The 22,267-nt window shown below is 70.2% G+C and carries 19 protein-coding genes; 2 read left to right on the top strand and 17 right to left on the bottom strand.

The genetic code is table 11. From position 1 onward, the window contains the following. Positions 1 to 17 precede the first annotated feature (17 nt). Positions 18 to 590 (bottom strand): dienelactone hydrolase family protein, encoded by a 573-nt coding sequence (locus tag OIE74_RS29360; protein ID WP_443076264.1) that lies wholly within the window; start codon positions 588 to 590, stop codon positions 18 to 20. Between the two features lie 44 nt (positions 591 to 634). On the opposite strand from OIE74_RS29360, the gene OIE74_RS29355 reads away from it, so the two are divergent. Continuing rightward, positions 635 to 1,780 (top strand): mechanosensitive ion channel family protein, encoded by a 1,146-nt coding sequence (locus tag OIE74_RS29355; RefSeq protein ID WP_329388904.1) that lies wholly within the window; start codon positions 635 to 637, stop codon positions 1,778 to 1,780. Between the two features lie 70 nt (positions 1,781 to 1,850). Here the strand turns inward: OIE74_RS29355 and OIE74_RS29350 are convergent, their stop codons facing one another. From OIE74_RS29350 to OIE74_RS29325, 6 genes are all read right to left on the bottom strand, one after another. Beyond that, positions 1,851 to 3,437 carry a Na+/H+ antiporter gene (locus OIE74_RS29350; protein WP_329388902.1) on the bottom strand — a complete coding sequence of 529 codons (1,587 nt, stop codon included), beginning with the start codon at positions 3,435 to 3,437 and terminating at the stop codon, positions 1,851 to 1,853. A gap of 171 nt (positions 3,438 to 3,608) precedes the next feature. After that, positions 3,609 to 4,685 carry a glycoside hydrolase family 5 protein gene (locus OIE74_RS29345; RefSeq protein WP_329388900.1) on the bottom strand — a complete coding sequence of 359 codons (1,077 nt, stop codon included), beginning with the start codon at positions 4,683 to 4,685 and terminating at the stop codon, positions 3,609 to 3,611. A 175-nt stretch (positions 4,686 to 4,860) separates the two neighbouring features. Next, positions 4,861 to 5,385, bottom strand: coding sequence for a GNAT family N-acetyltransferase (locus OIE74_RS29340; protein ID WP_329388897.1), 525 nt, complete (start codon positions 5,383 to 5,385; stop codon positions 4,861 to 4,863). Next, positions 5,382 to 6,326: an RluA family pseudouridine synthase gene (locus tag OIE74_RS29335; protein ID WP_329388895.1), complete on the bottom strand. Its 945-nt coding sequence runs from the start codon at positions 6,324 to 6,326 to the stop codon at positions 5,382 to 5,384. The genes OIE74_RS29340 and OIE74_RS29335 overlap by 4 nt, the downstream gene beginning before the upstream one ends. 96 nt (positions 6,327 to 6,422) lie before the next feature. Further along, the gene (lspA, locus tag OIE74_RS29330) at positions 6,423 to 6,983 is read right to left on the bottom strand and encodes a signal peptidase II (protein ID WP_329388893.1); all 561 of its coding nucleotides are present in this window, start codon (positions 6,981 to 6,983) and stop codon (positions 6,423 to 6,425) included. Positions 6,984 to 7,041: 58 nt separating this feature from the next. Continuing rightward, entirely contained in the window at positions 7,042 to 7,839 is a 798-nt protein-coding gene (locus OIE74_RS29325; RefSeq protein ID WP_329388891.1) for a TraR/DksA family transcriptional regulator, read from the bottom strand. A 515-nt stretch (positions 7,840 to 8,354) separates the two neighbouring features. Between OIE74_RS29325 and ileS the strand changes: the two genes are divergently transcribed. Continuing rightward, the gene (ileS, locus tag OIE74_RS29320; protein WP_329388889.1) at positions 8,355 to 11,501 is read left to right on the top strand and encodes an isoleucine--tRNA ligase; all 3,147 of its coding nucleotides are present in this window, start codon (positions 8,355 to 8,357) and stop codon (positions 11,499 to 11,501) included. A gap of 587 nt (positions 11,502 to 12,088) precedes the next feature. Here ileS and OIE74_RS29315 read toward each other — a convergent pair. The 10 genes from OIE74_RS29315 to murD all read right to left on the bottom strand — a co-directional run bounded on the left by OIE74_RS29315 (position 12,089) and on the right by murD (position 22,244). Further along, positions 12,089 to 13,276, bottom strand: coding sequence for a DivIVA domain-containing protein (locus OIE74_RS29315; RefSeq protein ID WP_329388887.1), 1,188 nt, complete (start codon positions 13,274 to 13,276; stop codon positions 12,089 to 12,091). A gap of 49 nt (positions 13,277 to 13,325) precedes the next feature. Further along, positions 13,326 to 13,622, bottom strand: coding sequence for a YggT family protein (locus OIE74_RS29310; protein WP_189107884.1), 297 nt, complete (start codon positions 13,620 to 13,622; stop codon positions 13,326 to 13,328). A gap of 67 nt (positions 13,623 to 13,689) precedes the next feature. Then, positions 13,690 to 14,307: a cell division protein SepF gene (locus OIE74_RS29305; RefSeq protein WP_031231917.1), complete on the bottom strand. Its 618-nt coding sequence runs from the start codon at positions 14,305 to 14,307 to the stop codon at positions 13,690 to 13,692. Positions 14,308 to 14,431: 124 nt separating this feature from the next. Continuing rightward, the gene (locus OIE74_RS29300; RefSeq protein WP_329388883.1) at positions 14,432 to 15,151 is read right to left on the bottom strand and encodes a YggS family pyridoxal phosphate-dependent enzyme; all 720 of its coding nucleotides are present in this window, start codon (positions 15,149 to 15,151) and stop codon (positions 14,432 to 14,434) included. Continuing rightward, positions 15,148 to 15,900: a peptidoglycan editing factor PgeF gene (gene pgeF, locus OIE74_RS29295; RefSeq protein WP_329388881.1), complete on the bottom strand. Its 753-nt coding sequence runs from the start codon at positions 15,898 to 15,900 to the stop codon at positions 15,148 to 15,150. The genes OIE74_RS29300 and pgeF overlap by 4 nt, the downstream gene beginning before the upstream one ends. Then, on the bottom strand, positions 15,897 to 17,108 hold the full coding sequence (ftsZ, locus tag OIE74_RS29290; protein WP_329388878.1) for a cell division protein FtsZ: 1,212 nt from the start codon (positions 17,106 to 17,108) through the stop codon (positions 15,897 to 15,899). Before ftsZ ends, pgeF begins: the two co-directional genes overlap by 4 nt. A gap of 275 nt (positions 17,109 to 17,383) precedes the next feature. Then, positions 17,384 to 18,181: a cell division protein FtsQ/DivIB gene (locus OIE74_RS29285; protein ID WP_329388876.1), complete on the bottom strand. Its 798-nt coding sequence runs from the start codon at positions 18,179 to 18,181 to the stop codon at positions 17,384 to 17,386. Between the two features lie 13 nt (positions 18,182 to 18,194). Then, positions 18,195 to 19,289, bottom strand: coding sequence for an undecaprenyldiphospho-muramoylpentapeptide beta-N-acetylglucosaminyltransferase (gene murG, locus OIE74_RS29280; RefSeq protein WP_329388874.1), 1,095 nt, complete (start codon positions 19,287 to 19,289; stop codon positions 18,195 to 18,197). 6 nt (positions 19,290 to 19,295) lie between these two features. Further along, entirely contained in the window at positions 19,296 to 20,783 is a 1,488-nt protein-coding gene (ftsW, locus tag OIE74_RS29275; RefSeq protein WP_329388872.1) for a putative lipid II flippase FtsW, read from the bottom strand. A 90-nt stretch (positions 20,784 to 20,873) separates the two neighbouring features. Beyond that, positions 20,874 to 22,244, bottom strand: coding sequence for a UDP-N-acetylmuramoyl-L-alanine--D-glutamate ligase (gene murD, locus OIE74_RS29270; protein ID WP_329392487.1), 1,371 nt, complete (start codon positions 22,242 to 22,244; stop codon positions 20,874 to 20,876). Between the last annotated feature and the right edge of the window lie 23 nt (positions 22,245 to 22,267).

The raw sequence follows: 22,267 nt of genomic DNA, 5'->3' as shown, positions 1-22,267 counted from the left end.
GACACCGACTCCACGTGCTAAGCCAGCGACTCGATGAAGGCCAGCCCCGTACGCCAGGTCTGCTCCGCCGCCGGCTCGTCGTAGTCCGGCAGGTCCGGGTCGGTGTAGAGGTGCCCGACGCCCGGGTACCGGTAGATCTCCACGTCCGCCCCGATCTCCCGCATGCGCAGGTACCAGGTGTTCAGCCAGTCGTGCGGCTCGGCCACGTCCGGGTCGGCGACATGCAGCTGCACGGGCAGGTCGTCCACCGACGCGTTCGCGGCGATGTCCGACGTGCCGTGCATCAGCAGCAGCCCGCGGGCCTTCGAGTCCCCCAGCGCGAGCGTCTGCGCGACGGACCCGCCGAAGGAGAATCCCGCGTACACCAGACCGCGTTCCGAGTAGGGCGCCACGGCGAGGACGGCGCGCCTCAGCAGCTCGTCGGAACCGATCTTGTCCTTGAGTGCCCTGCTCTCCTCGACCGTCTCGACGGTTTGGCCCTCGAAGAGGTCGGGCACGTGCACGTGGTGTCCGGCAGCGCGCAGCCGTTCGGCTCCCGCGTGCACCGCCGGGCGCAGGCCGTGGGCCGAATGAAAGAGAACGACGTCCATCCGCCCATCCTGCCAGGTGGGCCCCCTCGTCCGAATCCGGAGCCATGGAGAACGTACTGCGACCGTTGACCGTGCTGGGTGGTGCTGTCGTCCTGACTCTGCTGCTCGGCTGGGCCGTCGACCTGATGCTGCGCCGCGCGGACGCCCGGCACGCCGAGACCCCGCTGTGGGGGCTGCTCCGGCGCTGCCGGCTGCCGCTCCAGGTCGTCGTCCTCACCGTGCTGCTGTTCGCCACGTACGGCGAGACGCGCTGGGCGGCCGTCGATAACCACGAGACCGGTGTCGGCCGCGTACTGACGCTGGTCCTGATCGGTGCGGGTGCCTGGCTGGTCGTGCGCATCGTGTCGGCCGTCGTGGAGTCGACGTACGCCCGCTACGCGACGTCGGCCCGCGACCTGGCAAAGGTCCGCCGGGTCCGTACGCAGGTCACGCTCATCATGCGGATCGTGACGGCGGTGGTCGTCGTGGTGGCGGTCGCCGCGATCCTGCTCACCTTCCCGAGCATGCGGACGATCGGTACGTCGATGCTCGCCTCCGCCGGCATCATCGGCATCGTCGCGGGCGTCGCGGCGCAGTCCACGCTCGGCAATCTCTTCGCCGGATTCCAGATCGCCTTCGGCGACATGGTGCGGCTCGGCGACACCGTCGTGGTGGACGGCGAGTGGGGTGTGGTGGAGGAGGTCACGCTCACCTTCCTCGCGGTACGCACCTGGGACGAGCGCCGGATCACGATGCCGGTGTCGTACTTCACGAGCAAGCCGTTCGAGAACTGGTCGCGCGGCGGGGTCCAGATGACCGGCACCGTCTTCCTCCAGCTCGACCACTCCGCGCCGGTGAAGCTGATGCGCGAGAAGCTGCACGAGATCCTTCAGGACTGCGCGGCCTGGGACGGCCGGGACTGGAGTCTGGCCGTCACCGACACCAGCCCGAGCACCATCGAGGTGCGGGCCGTCGTCACCGCGAAGGACGCGGACGACATCTGGACGGCGCGCTGCACGGTACGGGAGCAGCTGATCGCATGGCTGGTCGCGGAGCATCCGTACGCGCTGCCGCGGATCGCGACCGCGCGGGCCGCGGTGCTCCCGGCCCCGGGGAGGAACGGCGCCGCGAGCGATGCCGGACCGCACCACGAGCCCGACCCGGCGCTGACGGAGAACGCCGACGGGGACCCCCGCGCGGGCCGGGGCTGACGGCGGGTCAGGCGGGTTCGGCAGGTCGGGCAGGTCGCGTCAGGTCCCGCGGAACCGCCGGTCGCCGCGCTCAGCGCAGGCTGCGTACGTCCAGATATCTGAGCACCCGGTCCACCACTTCCGGATTCGCGTTGGGTTCGCTGCGCGCCGCCAGGACCTCGTGCCGGGCCGCCGACATCATCTCGCGCTGGATCCGCTGCGTGGTCCTGATCCGCTGTCCGCGCTTGGCGAACCAGTCGCGCCGCTCCTCGTCGACCACGTCCGGGCTGATCCGCGCCCCGATGTCGTACGCCCCGCGCGCCAGCCGCTCGCTCAGCTCCTCGGGCAGGTCCTCGACCTCCTCGATCTCCTTGAGGCGGCGCTTGGCCGCCTTGGCCGCGCGGACGGCCAGCTCGTGCTCGAAGCCGCGTTCGGCCTCGGTGTCGGCGCGTACGCCGAGGACCTTCACCAGCCACGGCAGGGTGAGTCCCTGGAAGACGAGCGTCGTCATGATGACGGCGAAGGCGATGAAGATGATCGTGTCGCGGCCGGGGAAGGGTGACCCGTCGTCGGTCTCCAGCGGGATGGCCAGCGCCAGCGCGACCGAGGCCACCCCGCGCATCCCGGCCCACCACATGACGACGGTCTCCCGCCAGCTGACCGGGATCTCCTCGTCGTAGTCCCGGAGTTTGTGCAGCCGTTTGGTGACCCACACCGCCGGGAGCAGCCACACCAGCCGTACGAGGACCACGACCCCGACGACGGCGCCCGACCAGGCGAGCATCTGCCCCGTGTGGCCCTCGGCCGCGCCGAGGGCGTGGTGCAGTTCGAGCCCGACGAGGCCGAAGGCGATACCGGTGACGAGGATGTCGATGATCTCCCAGAAGGTGTTCCCGGCCAGCCGTCCCATCACGTCGTCGGCGTCGGCGGAGTGCTCGGCGAGGAAGAGGGCGGTGGTCAGGACGGCGAGGACACCGGAGCCGTGCAGTTCCTCGGCGATGACATAGCTGACGAACGGCACCAGGAGGGTGAGACCGACCTGGAGGGGCGCGTCGCCGAGCAGCGCCATGAGCTTGTTGGAGAGCCACCCGAGCGCCACTCCCACGGCGATCGCGACGACGGCGGAGAGCACGAGCGTCCCGGCCGCCCCCGGCCAGGAGAAGCTGCCGCCGACCACCGCGCCGATGGCCACGTGGTAGAGCACGATCGCGGTGACGTCGTTGAACAGCCCCTCGCCCTCCAGGATGGAGACGAGCCGCCGGGGCAGTCCGAGCGAGCCGGCGACGGCGGTCGCGGCGACCGGGTCGGGCGGCGCGACGAGCGCGCCGAGGACGAACGCGGCGGCGATCGGCACTCCGGGGACGACGGAGTTGGCCACGCTCGCCACCGTCGCCATGGTGACGAGGACCAGCGCCACGGCGAGCAGCAGGATCGGCCGCACGTTGGCGGTGAACTGCCGCCAGGAGGTGCGCTGTACGGCCGCGTAGAGCAGGGGCGGCAGCAGAAGCGGGAGGATGAGGTCCGGCGGCACGTCGACGTTCGGTACGAAGGGCAGCAGCGCCAGGACGATCCCGAAAATGGTCATCAGCACGGGCGACGGCAGGTTGAGCCGCTCCCCCAGCGGCACCGTCACCACGGCGCCCAGCAACAGCACGAGCAGCAGCGCCAACTGGGCCACGGTGCGCCCTCCGGAGTCGTGAGCCCTGACGATCAAGGCCTCTCAACCCTGCCACGCGTGGACTCCGAAGCCGGCGAGGCTGAGGCGACGCGGTGCTCCTCGCGGCCCGCTTCCGGGCCGCGAGGAGACATTCCGGCGGTGCGCGCGGGCTTCACCCGCGCGCGGTCGCCGCTACTCGCGGATCCGGTCGCGGATCCAGACACCGGCCTCCTTGAGCACGCCGGTGCCCGAGAAGTTGCCGGCGTTGCAGGAGCCTTCCTTGAAGACGGCTCCGGAGCGGTGGTCGTCGGAGTAGTTCCAGTTGGTCCAGGAGATGTTCTTCCGCTTCATCAGGTCGAGGAAGCGCTGCGACTGGCCGAAGTCGTTGGCGCCCTCGCCCGCGTAGTTCTGGGTGCCGAACTCGGTGACGAAGACGGGCAGTCGGTCCGACGCCCGGTCGAGCGCGGCCAGGTACTCGTCCCGGTGCGACGCGGCGTAGAAGTGGAACGTGTACATGATGTTGGAGGCGTTGACGGGGTTGTTCACGACCTCCTTCTCGTCGGCGCCGTCGGAGACGCCGAACGAGGACCAGGCGCGCGTGCCCACGAGGACGACGGCGTCGGGGTCCTGCGCCCGGATAACCGGAATGATCTTCTCGGCGTACGACTTGACGGTCGCCCAGCTCACGTCGGACGGCTCGTTGGCGATCTCGTAGAGGACGCCGGGGCTGTCCTTGTACTTCTTCGCCATCGCGGTGAAGAAGGTCTTCGCCCGCTCCAGGTTGAAGTTGGGGTCGCCGGGGCTGAGCATGTGCCAGTCGATGACCGCGTACATCCCGCGCTGGTTCGCGCCGTCCACGAACTTCTGGGCGAGGGAGGTGAATCGCTGGGGGTCGGACTCGTAGCCGCCCTCCTGTACGTACGTGGAGACGCGCAGCACATCGGCCCGCCACTCGTTGGCGAGGACGTCGAGCGAGCCGTCGGTGACGCACTGGGAGTACCACTGGGTCCCGTGCGTGCTCATGCCGCGCAACTGGACGGCCTGGCCCTGGCTGTTGCAGAGGCGGGTGCCACAGACCTTGAGCTGGCCGTTGTCACTGATGGGTGAGGCCACGCCCGCGGCGGACGCGGGGGCGGTGCCGGTGCTCGTGGTGGCGGCGCCGGCTCTCATGGGGGACAGCATGGCGGTCATGATGCCGAGCGCGGACAGGGCGAGGAGCGCTCTGCGGCCGCGCCGTCCTCGGGTGTGGGGGACGGGGTGCTGGGACATGGGGTGGTGCTCCCTTCGGGTGGGGTCCGGTGCGGGAGATCGACTGTCAGAGGCATGACAGCAAGTGAGTGAAAGTTAAGGTTGTTTCCAATCACCGTCAAGAGTGTTGGGAAAGTTTCCTAACGATTGCCGCGCGGGCCGCGCCCACGATCACTCAGGGCCCCGGCACCCCCCGCTACAGCGCGCGGCGCATCCCACGGTGCGGGATCCCCACGGACTCGTACTCCGGGCCGTACGCCTCGTAACCCAGCCGCTCGTAGAACCCCAGCGCACGCGTCTGCGCGTGCAGATCCACCACGAGCAGCCCGCGCTCGCGCGCCAGGTCCTCCACGGCCCTCACCAGCGCGACACCGACCCGCAGGCCCCGCGCCTCCTTCACCACCGCGAGCCGGCCGAGCGAGCCGACCGTGGGATCACCGTCGGTCCGGTCCGCCGCCTCCGGCCCGTACAGCAGCCTCGACGTGCCGAGCGGCACCCCGTCGTCCCGCACCGCGAGCACATGCGCGGCGGCGGCGCCGAGAGCGTCGTGGGAGTCGAACTCCAGGTCCCCGGGCACCTGTTGCTCCGCGACGAACACCTGTCTGCGGACCGCGAAACACGCCTCGCGGTCGGCCGCGCCGACCGCGGACCGGATCTCGTACGCCAGACCGCCGATGCCCGCGGCGGCTCCAGCGGCGGCCGTGGCGTCCCCCAGGGTCATACGTTGCTCTCGGCGCGGACCTTGTCCAGCGCGTTCTGCAGATCGTCCGGGTACGTGCTCTCGAACTCCACCCACCGGCCGTCCGACGGGTGCTCGAAGCCCAGCCTCATCGCGTGCAGCCACTGCCGGGTCAGCCCCAGCCGCTTGGCCAGCGTCGGGTCGGCCCCGTACGTCAGGTCGCCCACGCACGGGTGGCGGTGGGCCGCCATGTGCACCCGGATCTGGTGCGTGCGGCCCGTCTCCAGCTTGATGTCCAGCAGCGAGGCGGACCGGAAGGCCTCGATCAGGTCGTAGTGCGTGACGGAGGGCTTGCCCTCGGCGGTCACGGCGAACTTGTAGTCGTGGTTCGGGTGCCGCCCGATCGGGGCGTCGATGGTCCCGCTCATCGGGTCCGGATGCCCCTGCACCAACGCGTGGTAGCGCTTGTCGACGGTCCGCTCCTTGAACTGCGCCTTGAGCGAGGTGTACGCGCGCTCCGACTTGGCCACGGCCATCAGCCCGGAGGTGCCGACGTCCAGCCGGTGCACGACACCCTGCCGCTCGGCGGCGCCGGACGTCGAGACGCGGTAGCCGGCCGCGGCGAGCCCGCCGATGACGGTCGTACCCGTCCAGCCGGGACTCGGGTGCGCTGCCACACCGACCGGCTTGACGACCACGACGATGTCGTCGTCGTCGTACACGATCTCCATGCCCTCGACCGGCTCGGCCACCACACGCACCGGGGCGGCCGGCGCGGGCATCTCGACTTCCAGCCAGGCGCCGCCGCGGACCCGTTCGGACTTGGCGACCACAGCGCCGTCGACCTGCACCTTGCCGGCGGCGGCCAGCTCGGCCGCCTTCGTACGGGAAAACCCGAACATGCGGGCGATGGCGGCGTCGACGCGCTCACCTTCGAGGCCGTCGGGAACGGGCAGGGTGCGGATATCGGGAACGGTGCTCACCCGTCGAGTATGCCTTGCCCGCACGGCCCGGCCGCCCACGGACGGCCTCCCCGGCCCCGGGACGGAGCCTCGGTTCCGGTCCGGAGTGCCCCGGCCTCAGTCGCGGTGGACGGTCCCGTCGGGGTCGAGCCCGCGGAAGGAAAGGATCACGATCAGGAAGCCGCCGCACACGATCGCGGAGTCGGCGAGATTGAACACCGCGAAGTTCGCCGGCGCGATGAAGTCGACCACGGCGCCCTTGAACACTCCGGGCTCACGGAAGATCCGGTCGGTGAGATTGCCGAGCGCCCCACCGAGCAGCAGACCGAGCGCCACGGCCCACGGCCCGCTGTAGAGCTTGCGGGCCAGCCGCGCGATCACCACGATCACGGCCGCCGCGACGAACGTGAAGAAGACGGTGTACGCCTCGCCGATACCGAAGGCCGCGCCCGCGTTGCGCACCGCCTCGAACTTCAGCAGATCGCCGACGACATTGATCGGATCGTGATGCTCCAGCCTCGCCACCACGAGCATCTTGCTGCCGAGGTCGAGCAGATAGGCGACCAGTGCCACGGAGAAGAGCGCGGCGATCTTGCGCTTTCCCCTGACCGGAACGGCGGGAGCCGCGTCCTCGTCGTCAAGATCCGGCGTACCGATGACGCGCTCCGCCTCTGCCACGTGAGTCCCTCAAGTTAGATCCCGATTAGGGTCGAGGGTACGGCACCCACGTACGGCCTCAGCCGCGCCGTTCCTGCTTCTGCTTGTCCTCGACACACAGCGTGGCCCGCGGGAACGCCTGCATCCTGGCCTTGCCGATCGGCTTGCCGCAGACCTCGCAGAGGCCGTACGTACCGGCGTCGAGGCGCAGCAGCGCCCGCTCCGTCTGCTCCACCATCTCGCGCGCGTTCGCGGCGAGGGACATCTCGTGCTCGCGGGTGATGTTCTTCGTGCCGGTGTCGGCGTCGTCGTCCCCGGCGCCGTCGCCGGAGTCCCGCATCAGACCGGCGAGCGCCTGCTCGGACGAGGAGATCTCGGCGTTCAGCCGGGCCGCCTCGCTCTCCAGACCGGTCCGCGCCTCGGCGACCTCCTCCTCCGTCCACGGGTCCTCGCCGGGCCGTACGGGGAGTTCCCCGGCCAGTGTCGTGCCGCGCACCGGGGGCACCGCGGTCGCCGTGGCGCCCGGGGCCGCCGATCCCTTGCCCGCTGTCTTCTTCGCTGCCACCGTCTTGGCTCCCGTCTGTTCCGCGGCCTCGGCCGCCCCCTCGGCCGCGGTCGCGGCCTCTTTCGCGGCCTTCTTGGCGGCGGCCTTCTTAGGAGGCGCCGTCTTCCTGGCCACGGTCTTCTTCGCAGGTGCCTGGTGCTCCGGCTCGGACGCGGCGGTCTCCTCCGCGTCCGGTGCGTGCGTCGCCGGTGTCTCTCGCTCCGGTGCCTCGGCCGCCGACGTCTTCTTGGCAGCCGCCTTGTCGGCCGCTGACTTCTTCACAGCCGCTTTCTTGGCCGCTGTCTTCTTCGCGGCGGTCTTTTTCGCCACCATGGCCGCGGCCCCTTCACATTTTGTGATCTTGCACGCGAGTCGTGCTGGGACGATAAATCGACACCAGCCACGCGGCAACGGGGCACGCCGCCGGTGGGACCCGCCTCCGCCGGTGACAAGGCGAGCCTCCATCCGTTGTGCCCAGCTCCCCGCCGGGTAATCCGCCGCACGGGCCGCTCCGGGAAGTCCACTCGGCCCGCCGGACCATTCGGGTCACCGTCGGGGCCTTACACTGGCCCGAGCGAGAGGCGTGGATGGGGACGAGTAGCTCCGAGAGCGGCCATGAGCGACCCGGGGACGGTGCGAGCCCGGGGGCAGAGCGCGGAGTGAAGCATCACCCCGGAGCCGCCGGAAGAAAGCCCTGGCAGTACGCGGGGCCGTAGACCCGGCAGCGCGACCCCAATGAGGGGGCCGAGGGCGGCCACGCCCGGGGCCAAGGAGGGTGGTACCGCGGGAGCCGCAGGCTCTCGTCCCTCCGACGGAGATGCCGCAGTTCCGTTGGAGGAGTTTCGTCCATGACGCCACCGCAGTACAGCCAGGTGCCCGCCCAGGTCGACCTGCCCGCGCTGGAGCACGCCGTGCTCGCCTTCTGGCGCGAGAACAAGGTCTTCGACAAGAGCCTGGAGCGGTCCGAGGGCCGCCCCGAGTGGGTCTTCTACGAAGGCCCGCCGACGGCGAACGGCATGCCCGGCGCGCACCACATCGAGGCCCGCGTCTTCAAGGACGTCTTTCCGCGCTTCCGTACGATGCGCGGCTACCACGTCGCGCGCAAGGCCGGCTGGGACTGTCACGGCCTGCCCGTGGAGATCGCCGTCGAGAAGGAGCTGGGCTTCACCGGCAAGCAGGACATCGAGAAGTACGGCATCGCGGAGTTCAACGACAAGTGCCGCGAGTCCGTGACCCGGCACACGGACGCCTTCGCCGAGCTGACGACCCGCATGGGTTACTGGGTCGATCTGGACGACGCGTACCAGACGATGAACCCGGAGTACATCGAGTCCGTCTGGTGGTCACTGAAGGAGATCTTCAACAAAGGGCTGCTCGTCCAGGACCACCGCGTCGCCCCCTGGTGCCCGCGCGACCAGACGAGCCTGTCGGACCACGAGCTCGCCCAGGGCTACGAGACGATCGTCGACCCGTCCGTCTTCGTCCGCTTCCCGCTGACCTCGGGCCCGCTCGCGGGCGAGGCGGCGCTGCTCGTGTGGACGACCACGCCCTGGACGCTGGTGTCCAACACCGCGGTCGCCGCGCACCCCGATGTCACCTACGTCGTCGCGACGAACGGCACCGAGAAGCTCGTCGTCGCCGAACCGCTGGTGGAGAAGGCGCTCGGCGACGAGGGCTGGGAGCTGACCGGCGAGCGGTTCACCGGCCGGGAGATGGAGCGGTGGACGTACGAGCGTCCGTTCTCGCTCATCGACTTCCCCGAGGGCACCGAGGCGCACTACGTCGTCAACGCGGAGTACGTGACGACCGAGGACGGTACGGGTCTGGTCCACCAGTCCCCCGCGTTCGGCGCGGACGACCTCGTGGTCTGCAAGGCGTACGGCCTGCCGGTGGTCAACCCGGTGCGTCCCGACGGCACGTTCGAGCCGGAGGTACCGCTCGTCGGCGGCGTCTTCTTCAAGAAGGCGGACGAGGCGCTCACCGCCGACCTGGACGCGCGCGGGCTGCTGTTCCGTCATGTGCCGTACGAGCACAGCTATCCGCACTGCTGGCGCTGCCACACGGCCCTCCTCTACTACGCGCAGCCGTCCTGGTACATCCGCACAACCGCCGTCAAGGACCGCCTCCTTGAGGAGAACGAGAAGACCAACTGGTTCCCGGACTCGGTCAAGCACGGCCGCTACGGCGACTGGCTGGACAACAACGTCGACTGGTCCCTGTCCCGCAACCGGTACTGGGGCACGCCGCTGCCCATCTGGCAGTGCGAGGAGGGGCACCTCACCTGCGTGGGCTCACGCGCCGAACTGACCGAGCTGAGCGGCGAGGACCAGTCGTCGCTCGACCCGCACCGCCCGTTCATCGACGCGGTGACGTTCCCCTGCCCGACCTGCGGGGAGAGCGCGACGCGCGTGCCCGAGGTCATCGACGCCTGGTACGACTCCGGTTCGATGCCGTTCGCGCAGTGGGGGTACCCGCACCGGAACAAGGACCTCTTCGAGAAGAGGTACCCGGCGCAGTTCATCTCGGAGGCCATCGACCAGACGCGCGGCTGGTTCTACACGCTGATGGCCGTGGGCACCCTCGTCTTCGACAAGTCGAGCTACGAGAACGTGGTCTGCCTCGGGCACATCCTCGCCGAGGACGGCCGGAAGATGTCCAAGCACCTGGGCAACACCCTGGAGCCGATCCCGCTGATGGACAAGCACGGGGCGGACGCGGTGCGTTGGTTCATGGCGGCGGGCGGGTCGCCGTGGGCGGCGCGGCGGGTCGGTGACTCGACGATCCAGGAGGTCGTCCGCAAGACGCTGCTGACGTACTGGAACACGGTCGCCTTCCAGGCGCTGTACGCGCGCACGTCCGGCTGGTCGCCGTCCGCGGCCGACCCGGCGCCGGCGGAGCGGTCCGTACTGGACCGCTGGCTGCTGAGCGAGCTGCACGCGCTGGTGGACCAGAGCACGAAGGCGATGGACGCGTACGACACCCAGCGGGTCGGCAAGCTGCTGTCGGCGTTCGTCGACGACCTGTCCAACTGGTACGTACGCCGCTCACGCCGCCGCTTCTGGCAGGGCGACAAGTCGGCGCTGCGCACGCTGCACGAGGTGGTCGAGACGGTGACGCGTCTGATGGCGCCGCTCACCCCGTTCATCACCGAGCGGGTCTGGCAGGACCTCGTCGTATCGGTCACACCCGGGGCACCGGAATCGGTGCACCTGTCGTCCTGGCCGGAGGCGGACCTGTCGGCGGTCGACCCCGCGCTGTCGCGCCAAATGGCGCTGGTACGGCGGCTGGTGGAGCTGGGCCGCGCGACGCGGGCGGAGTCGGGCGTGAAGACGCGCCAGCCGCTGTCCCGCGCGCTGGTCGCGGCGGCGGGCTTCGAGACGCTGTCGGCCGAGCTGCGGGCGCAGATCACCGACGAGCTGAACGTCTCGTCGCTGGCGGCGCTTTCGGAGGTCGGCGGCTCGCTGGTCGACACCACGGCGAAGGCGAACTTCCGGGCGCTGGGCAAGCGGTTCGGCAAGGGCGTCCAGGCGGTGGCGAAGGCGGTCGCGGACGCGGACGCGGCGGCGCTGTCCGCGGCGCTGCGTGAGGGGACGGCGTCGGTCACGGTCGACGGCGAACCGGTCTCGCTGGCACCGGACGAGGTGATCATCACGGAGACGCCCCGCGAGGGCTGGTCGGTCGCGTCCGACTCGGGCGCGACGGTGGCGCTGGACCTGGAGATCACCCCGGAACTCCGCCTGGCGGGCCTGGCGCGCGACGCGATCCGGCTGATCCAGGAGGCGCGCAAGAACAGCGGCCTGGATGTCGCGGACCGTATCGCGGTCCGCTGGTCGACGACGACGGAGGAGACCCGGACGGCGCTGTCGACGCACGCGTCGCTGATCTCGGACGAGGTCCTGGCGCTCGACTTCACCCCGGCACCACCGGACGCGACGTTCGGCCCCCCGTTCACGGACGAGGGTCTCTCCCTCACGTTCCACCTCCGCAAGGCCTGACCCCGGGGGGTGCTTTCCCCCAACCCCGCCCCTTCCCGAAACCGGGGGCGGGGCCCCCGGACCCCCCAGGGCCCCTTGGCCCTGCGGGCCGGGCCGGGGGTCGGCGCGCCGCACAACAACGCCCGAGCCGAACCGACCCGCAGGGCGGATGGCTACCGAGGCCCGGGGCCCAAGCTGGCCGCCGCGCAGCGGCAAACCGCGCCGCCCCGGCCCGCAAGGCCAAGGACAGCGGGGTCCAAGACCCCGCCGCGCAGCGGCAAACAACCCGCCCTGGCCCGCCAGGCCGAACGCCCCGCCGCACAGCGGCAAACAACCCAACCCGGCCCGCAGGGCCCGGGTCCGCACCCGGCCGCGAGGCCGAACTCCCCGCCGCGCAGCGGCGAACCCGCCCGCCCGGCCCGCAGGGCCGAGGGCCCTGGGAGGTCCGGGGCCCCGCCCCCGGTTTCGGGAAGGGGCGGGGTGGGGGAAAGCGCGCGCAGCGCCCCGGCGTCGCGCGGACGCGAAAAGGGCCGTGCCCGGGGTTCATACCCCGGGCACGGCCCTTCAGCCTGCCGACGGCTGCGCGCGGATCCCGCGCCCAACCCCCGTCAGTTGTCGTCCTCGTCGATCAGGAATCCCCGCATCGGCGACGGCGCCTGCTGCATCGGCTGCATGGGCTGCGGCGCCTGCGGCCGTACCGGTGCCATCGGCTGCGTCATCGCCGGGGACATCTGCTGCTGGTTCCCGTACGACGGTCCGCCCGACGAGGGACCGTGCCCACCGCCCATGGACGGGTTGCCACCCATCGTGTGACCCATCGCGCCCGCACCGGCCGGTGCCATGGACGGCGACGGCGGCAGCGAGGCCGCCGCAGGCGTACGCGGCGGGGCCAGCGAATCGTCGGCCTGGGTCTCCAACTGCCGCAGCTGGCTCTCCAGGTAGGACTTCAGCCGTGTCCGGTACTCGCGCTCGAAGCCGCGCAGGTCCTCGACCTTGCGCTCCAGCGTCGCGCGCGCGGACTCCAGGGAGCCCATCGCCACGCGGTGCTTCTCCTGCGCGTCCCGCTCAAGGGCGTCCGCCTTCGCACGGGCGTCCCGCTCCAGACCCTCGGCGCGGCTGCGCGCCTCGCCGACGATCTTGTTGGCCTCGGAACGGGCCTCCGCGATCGCCTGGTCGGCCGTCTGCTGGGCGAGCGAGAGCACACGCGCGGCGCTGTCGCCGCCGGGACCGCCCTGACCGGGCCCCGGGCCGTGACCCATGGGTCCGCCCATCGGTCCACCCATGGGACCGCCCTGCATCTGCCCTTGCATCTGGCCCTGCATCGGACCGCCCTGCATCTGCCCCTGCATGGGGCCGCCCTGCATGGGACCGGGACCGTGCTGACCCTGCGGGCCGGGGCCGTGACCGGGGTGTCCACCCGGGCCGGGGCCGTGACCGCCGGGGCCGGCGGGAAGCTGCGGGGGCCCACCCGGCAGTTGGGGCTGGCCCATCTGCGGGGGCTGCTGCTGCTGTACCGGCGGTCCAGATATGGCGGCGGGGACAGGCGCACCGGGCCGCTCCTGCTGCTCCGGCGGCTTGCGCATCCCCTGCTGCTGCTGTTGCTGCTGCTGGTTCTGCGCGGCGGCACGCGTCGCGGCGGCGAGCTTGGCGCGCAGATCCTCGTTCTCACGAAGCAGGCGCGTCAGTTCGGCCTCGACCTCGTCTAGGAAGGCATCGACCTCGTCCTCGTCGTAGCCTTCTCGGAGGCGGACGGTCGTGAACTGCTTGTTCCGCACGTCCTCGGGGGTCAACGGCATCTCTTCTTCACCTCTACGTAGTCGTCGGCAGTCGGCAAGACCGTATCGTTCACATGCCCCTCGCAAGGCCACTGACGACCGAGATCAGGATGTACACGATGATCATCAGAACGAAGAAGGACAGGTCGAGTGCCACGCCCCCGAGACGCAACGGCGGGATGAACCGCCGCAGAAGCTTGAGCGGTGGATCGGTGACAGTGTAGGTGGCCTCCAGAACGACCACCATCGCCTTGCCGGGCTGCCATGAGCGGGCGAATTGGAAGACGTAATCCATGACCAGCCGGAAGATCAGCACGATGAGGAAGCACACCAGCGCGATGTAGACCACCTGTAGCGCAACGCTCATCCCGCGCTTCCCTCTCCCCTGGCTCTCTGGTCCGGCCTCGTGGCCGGGTCGTTCCCGGTGTCGAATCTCAGCTCTGGTTGAAGAACCCGCCCTCTGCGATACGGGCTTTGTCCTCCGCCGTGACATCGACGTTAGCAGGCGACAACAGGAACACCTTCTGCGTCACTCGCTCAATGCTGCCATGGAGACCGAAGACAAGTCCCGCGGCAAAGTCGACAAGTCGCTTCGCATCGGTGTCGTCCATCTCGGTCAGATTCATGATCACCGGGGTCCCCTCCCGGAAGTGTTCCCCGATGGTACGGGCCTCGTTGTAGGTCCGCGGGTGCAATGTGGTGATGCGGTAGGGCTCTCGTTCGGAGACGACCTTGGGCATGATCACTGGTGCGTTCTTCTCCAGGCTGGGGCGTTCAGGTGTGATGGATGCCACGGGGGCGATTCGGGCAGGACGTCCGCTTTCTGCCGCTACCGGCACCGGCTGACGCTCCCGTTCACGCTGCGGAGGTGGCTGCACCACTCGTACCGGTTCGTCCCGTTCGACCTGGTGCACCGGCTGGTGGCGCCGGTGTTCACGCTCGGGTTCGGGCTCGGGTTCGAAGTCGTCATCGGGGTCGAAACCCCGGCCGTCGTACCCATCGTCCTCCACGAGGCCGAGGTAGACCGCCATCTTGCGCATCGCGCCGGCCATGCTCTGAGTCCTCCGCTCTGTGGTGGATCGGCCTCGTCACCAAGTGCCCTCGATCCACGCGGCCCGTCCACCTTTCGGCGGAAATGACCATATTTTCTGCTGTGGTCCGACTTGCTTCGCGACGTTACCCGAGCCGGGGGCGGACTCCGAGTACCGCCGTACCGACGCGCACATGTGTCGCTCCGGCCGAAACGGCTGCTTCGAGGTCCGCACTCATCCCTGCTGACACCATGTTCGCAGCAGGATGGTCCGAGCGCAGCAGGGATGACAATTCCAGCAGCCGCTCGAACGCGGCCTGTTGACGATCGGCATACTGTCCGGCGAGTGGTGCCACGGTCATGAGACCGTCCAGCCGCAGTCCCGGAGCCTCGGCGACGGCCGCCGCCAACTCCCCGATTCCGTCCGGCGCGACGCCGCCCCGCTCGCCTCGCGCACCCGAATCCGCGTCGAGCGCGACCTGGATCAGCGCGCCGATCTCACGGTCCGCGCGCACCGCGGCGGCGGACAGCGCCGAGACGAGCCTGAGCCGGTCGACCGACTGCACGATGTCGGCGTAACCGACCACGGAACGGACTTTGTTGGTCTGCAACTGACCCACGAAGTGCCATGTCAGCGACAGATCCGCGCACGCGGCGGCCTTGGGCGCCGCGTCCTGGTCCCGGTTCTCGGCGACATGCCGCACACCCAGTTCATGAAGGAGCCGGACATCGCTCGCGGGGTAGGTCTTGGTGACGACGATCAGGGTTACTTCGTCCCGGTTCCGCCCGGCCGCGGCGCAGGCGGAGGAGATACGGTTCTCCACCTTGTGAAGATTTTCGGCGAGTTCGGCCCCGCGATCGGTCATGACGCCTCCAGCCAGACATAACCGGCGAGCCGTCCGGTGGTGCGGTCGCGGCGGTACGAGAAATGGTCGGCCGATTCGAGGGTGCAGACCTCCGAGCGGTGCCTGTCCCCGATCCCGAGCGCGGCGAGTTGGGCGTGCACCCCGGCGATGACGTCGACGGCGGGGGTGCCCCAGCTGGTCTCGGCCCAGGACTCCGGTACGGCTTCGGCGACTTCGGCCCGCATGGCTTCGGGGACCTCGTAACAGCGTCCGCAGACGGCGGGTCCGGTCCGGGCGGTGATACGGGAGGGCTCGGCGCCCCGCGCGATCATCGCATCGACGGCGGCTGGGACGACTCCCGCGACCATTCCCGGGCGTCCGGCGTGCGCGGCGGCCGCGATTCCCGCCACCGGGTCGGCCAGCAGGACCGGGACACAGTCCGCGGTCAGTACGGCGAGTGCGAGCCCCCGGCTCGTGGTGACCACGGCGTCGACCGCCGGGATCGCGTCCGACCCGGCCGGCTCCCAGGGTCCTTCGACGACGGCGACATCGCGGCCGTGCACCTGGTTCATCCACACGACCCGCGCCGCGTCGATCCCGAGGGACTCGGCGGCGGCGGTCCGGTTGGCGCGTACGGCGGCGGGATCGTCGCCGACCGCGCCGCCGAGGTTGAGCTGCTCGTACGGAGCGGCGCTCACCCCGCCCCACCTGTCGGTGAAGGCGAAATGGGCGCCGCCGGCCGAGCTCAACGCGTTGTGCTGGCCTATCACTTCAAGAAGTCCGGAACATCCAGCTCTTCGGCCTGGGTGTCCTGGTACGGACGGGCCGGCGGGACGTGCGGCGGCGAGATGGGCGGCAGGGACTTCTCGTTGGCCACCGGGGCCGGCTCGGGGGCGGGCGCCTCCTCGCGGGGGACCGTGCCGAGCCCGCCGGCGGGGCGGCCCGAATCGGGCTCCTGGGCGGCGGAGCGGTAGGACGGCTGCTCCTCCCGCTTGGCCGAGGTGAGGCCGGCCTCGCGGCGGGTCGGCGGCTGTCCGCCGTCGAAGCCTGCCGCGATCACGGTGACCCGTACCTCGTCGCCGAGGGCGTCGTCGATGACGGCGCCGAAGATGATGTTGGCCTCGGGGTGCGCGGCCTCACTGACCAGTTGCGCGGCCTCGTTGATCTCGAAGAGACCGAGGTCGGAACCGCCGGAGATGGAGAGCAGCACACCGCGCGCGCCGTCGATGGACGCTTCGAGGAGCGGCGAGGAGATCGCCATCTCCGCGGCGGCCACCGCGCGGTCGTCGCCACGTGCGGAGCCGATGCCCATGAGGGCCGATCCGGCCTCGGACATCACGGACTTGACGTCGGCGAAGTCGAGGTTGATCAGACCCGGCGTGGTGATGAGGTCGGTGATGCCCTGGACACCCGAGAGGAGCACCTGGTCCGCGGACTTGAACGCGTCCAGAACGCTCACCTGACGGTCCGAGATGGACAGCAGGCGGTCGTTGGGGATGACGATGAGGGTGTCGACCTCTTCACGGAGCTCGGCGATGCCGTCCTCCGCCTGGTTCGCGCGCCGCCGGCCCTCGAAGGTGAAGGGCCGGGTGACGACGCCGATCGTGAGGGCGCCGAGCGAGCGGGCGATGTTGGCGACGACGGGGGCGCCGCCGGTACCGGTTCCACCGCCCTCACCGGCGGTGACGAAGACCATGTCGGCCCCCTTGAGGACCTCCTCGATCTCCTCGCGGTGATCCTCGGCCGCCTTGCGGCCGACTGCCGGGTTCGCGCCGGCGCCGAGGCCACGGGTGAGTTCACGGCCGACGTCGAGCTTGACGTCGGCGTCGCTCATCAACAGGGCTTGTGCGTCGGTGTTGATCGCGATGAACTCGACGCCCTTGAGGCCGACCTCGATCATTCGGTTGATGGCATTGACACCACCGCCGCCGACACCGATGACCTTGATGACTGCGAGGTAGTTCTGCGGTGCTGCCACGTCGAAGGCCTCTCGCCTCGAGTTACGTGTCGCCGCTTCGCTGTTGTCGCGAGGCGGGGACTGATGCCGATGGGACGGTCCGGACGCCGACCCGAACCCTAACCTTGAAGTTTAGGGTTACCAGAGTGTCTGCTTCTTGGACTCTTCCGAACAGGACACTAAGTCGACACGTGGCGCACGTTCAACGAACACGCCGAACCTCCCGTTTTTCTTTTCACCCTATGTGATCACGCACAGGGCTGACCAACCAGGGTGCTGGTCAGCACATATGCGCGTCAACTCCCTGATACGGAAGGGGCGGTGGGCGCACTCACATCGAAGTGCACCGCGTCGGGAACTGCTTTCATGAGAGCGGTGAGAGCCCGCGCCTTCGCGCCGCCATCCTCGCCGCTCCCCCACATCACGGTGCGCCCGCCGGTCAACTCCAGTGAGATCGAGTCGTACGAACGGACCTTCACCACACTGGTGGCGTCGGCGACTTTGCCGGGGAGTTCGTCCCAGACGCGTACCGCTTCGGACATCAGACGACTGGCTGTGAAGCGTCGCACACTCGGGGACTGATCCACCGTCAATTCCAGCAGGGGTACGCCCTTCGGGGCCTTGTCGACGGTGGCGAAACGAACGCCCTTCGCGTCCACTTCGATGAACTTTGCTCCCTTTTCGATAACCAGCGCGGGCTTTCGCTCAGTCACTTTCAGACCGATGCCGTTCGGCCATGACCGTTCGACATCCACCGAGTCGATACGCGGCAGCTTCTGCCGAAGTCGACGCTCAATCGCTTCGGTGTCGGCGGAAATCAGGGGGGTGTCGAACGGAACTGCCGCGACGGCTTCCACCTCGGCGGGCTTCAGCACCTCGACCCCCGAAGTCTTCACCTGCTCGACCCTCAGCCAGGCAGAGCCGTAAAGCAGCCAGATTCCCCCGCCACCGAGCACGATCAACGAAGTAAGAAGAAGCAGAAAACGGCGGTCGAGAAGCCGGAATCGGCGGCGCCCGGGCCGCCCCGATCGGGGGCGGCCGGATTCCGACTCGGTGCGTTCCGCATCACGCTCGGCGGTCGTCGGTCCGGCCACTGCCCCTGCCTCCCTATGCCTGACGGCGCGCTGCGACCGCCTCGTACACCATGCCGACGAGCAGCTCGTCCGCATCCCTGCGGCCGAACTCGGCTGCCGCGCGGGACATCTCGTACAGCCGGTGCGGGTCGGACAGCACCGGCAGCACATTGCCCTGGACCCATTCGGGCGTCAGTTCGGCGTCGTCGACCAGCAGTCCGCCGCCGGCCTTCACCACCGGCTGGGCGTTGAGCCGCTGTTCACCGTTGCCGACGGGCAGCGGTACGTAGGCGGCCGGGAGCCCGACGGCGGAGAGTTCGGCGACGGTCATCGCGCCGGCCCGGCAGAGCATCATGTCCGCAGCGGCGTAGGCGAGATCCATCCGGTCCACATACGGTACCGGGATATACGGCGGCATTCCCGGCATGTTGTCGACGCGCGGCATTTCGTTCTTCGGTCCGACCGCGTGCAGGATCTGGATCCCGGAGCGCTGGAGGAGCGGCGCGGCCCGCTGGACCACCTCGTTGAGCCTGCGGGCGCCCTGCGAGCCTCCGGAGACCAGCAGCGTGGGCAGGTTGGGGTCGAGCCCGAAGGCGGCGCGCGCCTCGGGACGCACCCGCGCCCGGTCGAGGGTGGCGATCGTACGGCGCAGCGGGATGCCGATGTAGCGGGCGCCGCGCAGCTTGCTGTCCGGGGTGGAGACGGCGACGGCCGCCGCGTACCGCGAACCGATCTTGTTGGCCAGGCCGGGGCGGGCGTTGGCCTCGTGCACGACGATCGGCACGCCCAGGCGCTTGGCGGCGAGATAGCCGGGCAGCGCGACGTAGCCGCCGAAGCCGACGACGCAGTCCGCCTTCGTGCGCTCCAGGATCTGCTCGGCGGCCTTGATGGTGCCGCGGAGCCGGCCGGGGACGGTGATCAGTTCAGGGGTGGGCTTGCGCGGCAGCGGGACGGCGGGGATGAGGGCCAGTTCGTACCCCCGCTCGGGTACCAGCCTGGTTTCGAGTCCGCGCTCCGTACCGAGGGCCGTGATCCCCACGGTGGGGTCCTGCCTCCGCAGGGCGTCCGCGAGGGCGAGCGCGGGCTCGATGTGGCCGGCGGTCCCCCCACCGGCGAGTACGACATGCACCGAAATTCACCGCTCTCCGGACGGACGCTTCTTGACGCGCCGTCTCATCGTCTTCCATCTCACGCCGGGCCTTCGCATGGCCAGGGCCGCTTTCGCGGCGGGATCCTCTCGCGCGAACGCGATCAGCAGCCCGACAGCGAACATGGTCGGCAGCAGGGCTGAACCTCCGTAGGAGAACAGCGGGAGCGGGACTCCGGCGATCGGCAGCAGACCGAGCACCGCGCCGACGTTGACCACGGCCTGCGCCGTGATCCACGTGGTCACGCCTCCCGCCGCGTACCTCACGAAGGGGTCCTCCGTGCGTCCGGCCACGCGGATACCCGCATAGCCTAGAGCCGCGAAGAGGGCGAGTACCGACAGCGTCCCCGCCAGCCCCAGTTCCTCCCCGGTGATGGCGAAGATGAAGTCCGTGTGAGGTTCCGGGAGTTGGCCCCATTTTTCCACACTCGCGCCGAGCCCGGAACCGAACCATCCGCCGGAGGCCAGCGCGTAGATGCCGTGCACGGCCTGCCAGCACTGGTCGCCGGGGCCGGGGTCCGTGGCGCCGATGCAGGCGAGCCTGGACATCCGGTTGGGGCTGGTCTTGATGAGAATGAGACCGAGGGCGCAGGCGATGGCGAGCACGCCGCCGAAGAGCCGGGTGGGCGCCCCCGCGAGCCACAGCAGTCCGAAGAGGATCGCGGTGAGGATGATCGCGGTGCCCATGTCGCCGCCGAGCATGATCAGACCGAGCAGCATGAAGGCGACCGGGACGAGCGGCACCAGGAGATGCTTCCACTGGGTCAGCAGCCGCTTGTCCTGTTTGCGGGCGAGCAGATCGGCGCCCCACAGGATCAGCGCCAGCTTGCCGAACTCACTGGGCTGGAGCTGGAAGGGGCCGCCGATGTAGATCCAGTTCTGGTTGCCGTTGACCGAGTGCCCTATCCCCGGGACCTGCACGAGGACCATCAGGAAGACGGCGCCCACGAGCAGCGGGTAGGAGAGGGCGCGGTGCAGTTTGCCGGGCATCCGGGAGGCGAGCAGCATCAGTCCGGCGCCGATGACGGCCGCGAGGAACTGTTTGCGGAAGAAATACGAGCCGGGCAGCGAGAGCTCCAGCGCCTTGATCATCGAGGCGCTGTAGACCATCACCAGACCGAGCACGGTGAGCAGCATGCTGGCGCCGAGGATCAGGTAGTACGCGGTGAGCGGCCGGTCCCAGGCGCGGCGGGCCTGCTCGTACATCCGCCGCACCCTGTTGCCGCGCGGCGGGCGGGGCCCCCGGGCGCTGGGTCCGGCGGACCCGCCGCGGACGGCGGGAGGCCGCCGTACGGCCGCTCCGGGGGCCCGGCCGCGCAGGGCGAGGCCGGGCGGTGCGGGCGGGCGCGCGGCCCCCGTGACGGCGCCGGCGGTCACTCCCGGCAGGGCGAAGGGCGGTACGGCGGCGGGGAACCGCCCGCGTACCGAAGGACGCACGGGGCGCGGGCGGCCACCCGTGGTGTCGTCGGCCGGCATCTTCGCTGTCCCCTCCAGTCGTGCGCGGCACGACCGGACCGGCCGGTGGGGCCCTCGCGGCTCGCGCTCGCAGGGCTGTCGGCCGGTCGGTCAGGCGTGCTCGGCGGCGAGTGCGCGGACCGCGTCCGCGAACGCCTCGCCCCGCTTGTTGTAGTTGACGAACATGTCCATCGAGGCACAGGCCGGGGCCATCAGGACGGTGTCCCCGGTCTTCGCGAGGCGCGCCGCCGCACGGACCGCGGCCGACATCGCCCCAGTGTCCGTCTGTTCGAGGTCCACGACCGGGACTTCAGGGGCGTGTCGCGCGAGGGCTTCGGCGATCAGCGCGCGGTCGCGGCCGATGAGGACCACGCCGCGCAGCCGCTTCGCCGACGTCTCGACCAGCTCGTCGAAGGACGCGCCCTTGGCGAGCCCGCCGGCGATCCAGACGATCGGGTCGTAGGCCGCCAGTGAGGCTTCGGCGGCATGGGTGTTGGTGGCTTTGGAGTCGTCCACGTAGCTGACACCCGCGACGTCCGCGACGTGCTCGATACGGTGCGGGTCCGGGCGGAAGGCGCGCAGTCCGTCGCGTACGGCGGCGGGTGCGACGCCGTAGGCGCGGGCGAGGGCCGCCGCGGCGAGGGCGTTGGCGATGTTGTGCGGGGCGGGCGGGTTGACGTCCCCGATCTCGGCGAGTTCCTGGGCCTGTACGGTGCGGTTCTCGACGAAGGCGCGGTCGACCAGGAGGCCTTCCACGACGCCGAGTTGGGAGGGGCCCGGGGTGCCGAGGGTGAAGCCGATCGCACGGCAGCCCTCCTCGACATCGGCCTCGCGCACCAGGTCCTCGGTCACCTTGTCGGCGGCGTTGTAGACGCAGGCGACGGTGTTGCCCTCGTAGACACGGCCCTTGTCGGCGGTGTACGCCTCCATGGAGCCGTGCCAGTCGAGATGGTCGGGCGCGATGTTGAGGACGGCCGCCGAGTGGGCGCGCAGGCTCGGCGCCCAGTGCAGCTGGTAGCTGGAGAGTTCGACGGCGAGGACGTCGTACTTCTCCTCGCCGTTCTCGTCGGGCAGGACGGCGTCGAGCAGCGAGACGCCGATGTTGCCGACGGCCTCCGTACGGAGGCCCGCAGCCTTGAGGATCGCGGCGAGCATGCGGACGGTGGTGGTCTTGCCGTTGGTGCCGGTGACGGCGAGCCAGGGGGCGGCGTCGGGTCCCCTGAGCTGCCAGGCCAGTTCGACGTCGCCCCAGACGGGTACGCCGGCTTCGGCGGCGGCCAGGAAGAGCGGCTTGTCGGGCTTCCAGCCGGGCGCGGTGACGACGAGTTCGGTTCCCTCGGGGAGGGTCGCGCCGTCGCCGAGCCGTACGGTGATGCCCACCTCGGTCAGTTCGGCGGCCTGGGTACGGGCACGCTCGTCGTCGCCGTCGTTGACGACCGTGACGACGGCGCCCAGGTCCTTCAGCGTGCGGGCCGCCGGCATCCCGGAGACCCCGAGACCGGCGA

It is taken from the genome of Streptomyces sp. NBC_01716, from assembly GCF_036248275.1.
GTDB lineage: Bacteria > Actinomycetota > Actinomycetes > Streptomycetales > Streptomycetaceae > Streptomyces.
The sequence above is the reverse complement of the archived record's forward strand: the minus strand, read 5'-3'. Positions and strand labels throughout refer to the sequence as shown.

Bases quoted from the DNA above. Each gene is read 5' to 3' on its own strand.
- OIE74_RS29360 (WP_443076264.1), bottom strand. From the start codon at position 590: ATGGACGTCGTTCTCTTTCATTCGGCCCACGGCCTGCGCCCGGCGGTG.
- OIE74_RS29355 (WP_329388904.1), top strand. From the start codon at position 635: ATGGAGAACGTACTGCGACCGTTGACCGTGCTGGGTGGTGCTGTCGTC.
- OIE74_RS29345 (WP_329388900.1), bottom strand. From the start codon at position 4,685: ATGTCCCAGCACCCCGTCCCCCACACCCGAGGACGGCGCGGCCGCAGA.
- OIE74_RS29340 (WP_329388897.1), bottom strand. From the start codon at position 5,385: ATGACCCTGGGGGACGCCACGGCCGCCGCTGGAGCCGCCGCGGGCATC.
- OIE74_RS29325 (WP_329388891.1), bottom strand. From the start codon at position 7,839: ATGGTGGCGAAAAAGACCGCCGCGAAGAAGACAGCGGCCAAGAAAGCG.
- ileS (WP_329388889.1), top strand. From the start codon at position 8,355: ATGACGCCACCGCAGTACAGCCAGGTGCCCGCCCAGGTCGACCTGCCC.
- OIE74_RS29315 (WP_329388887.1), bottom strand. From the start codon at position 13,276: ATGCCGTTGACCCCCGAGGACGTGCGGAACAAGCAGTTCACGACCGTC.
- OIE74_RS29310 (WP_189107884.1), bottom strand. From the start codon at position 13,622: ATGAGCGTTGCGCTACAGGTGGTCTACATCGCGCTGGTGTGCTTCCTC.
- OIE74_RS29305 (WP_031231917.1), bottom strand. From the start codon at position 14,307: ATGGCCGGCGCGATGCGCAAGATGGCGGTCTACCTCGGCCTCGTGGAG.
- OIE74_RS29300 (WP_329388883.1), bottom strand. From the start codon at position 15,151: ATGACCGATCGCGGGGCCGAACTCGCCGAAAATCTTCACAAGGTGGAG.
- ftsW (WP_329388872.1), bottom strand. From the start codon at position 20,783: ATGCCGGCCGACGACACCACGGGTGGCCGCCCGCGCCCCGTGCGTCCT.
- murD (WP_329392487.1), bottom strand. From the start codon at position 22,244: ATGCCGGCGGCCCGCACGCTGAAGGACCTGGGCGCCGTCGTCACGGTC.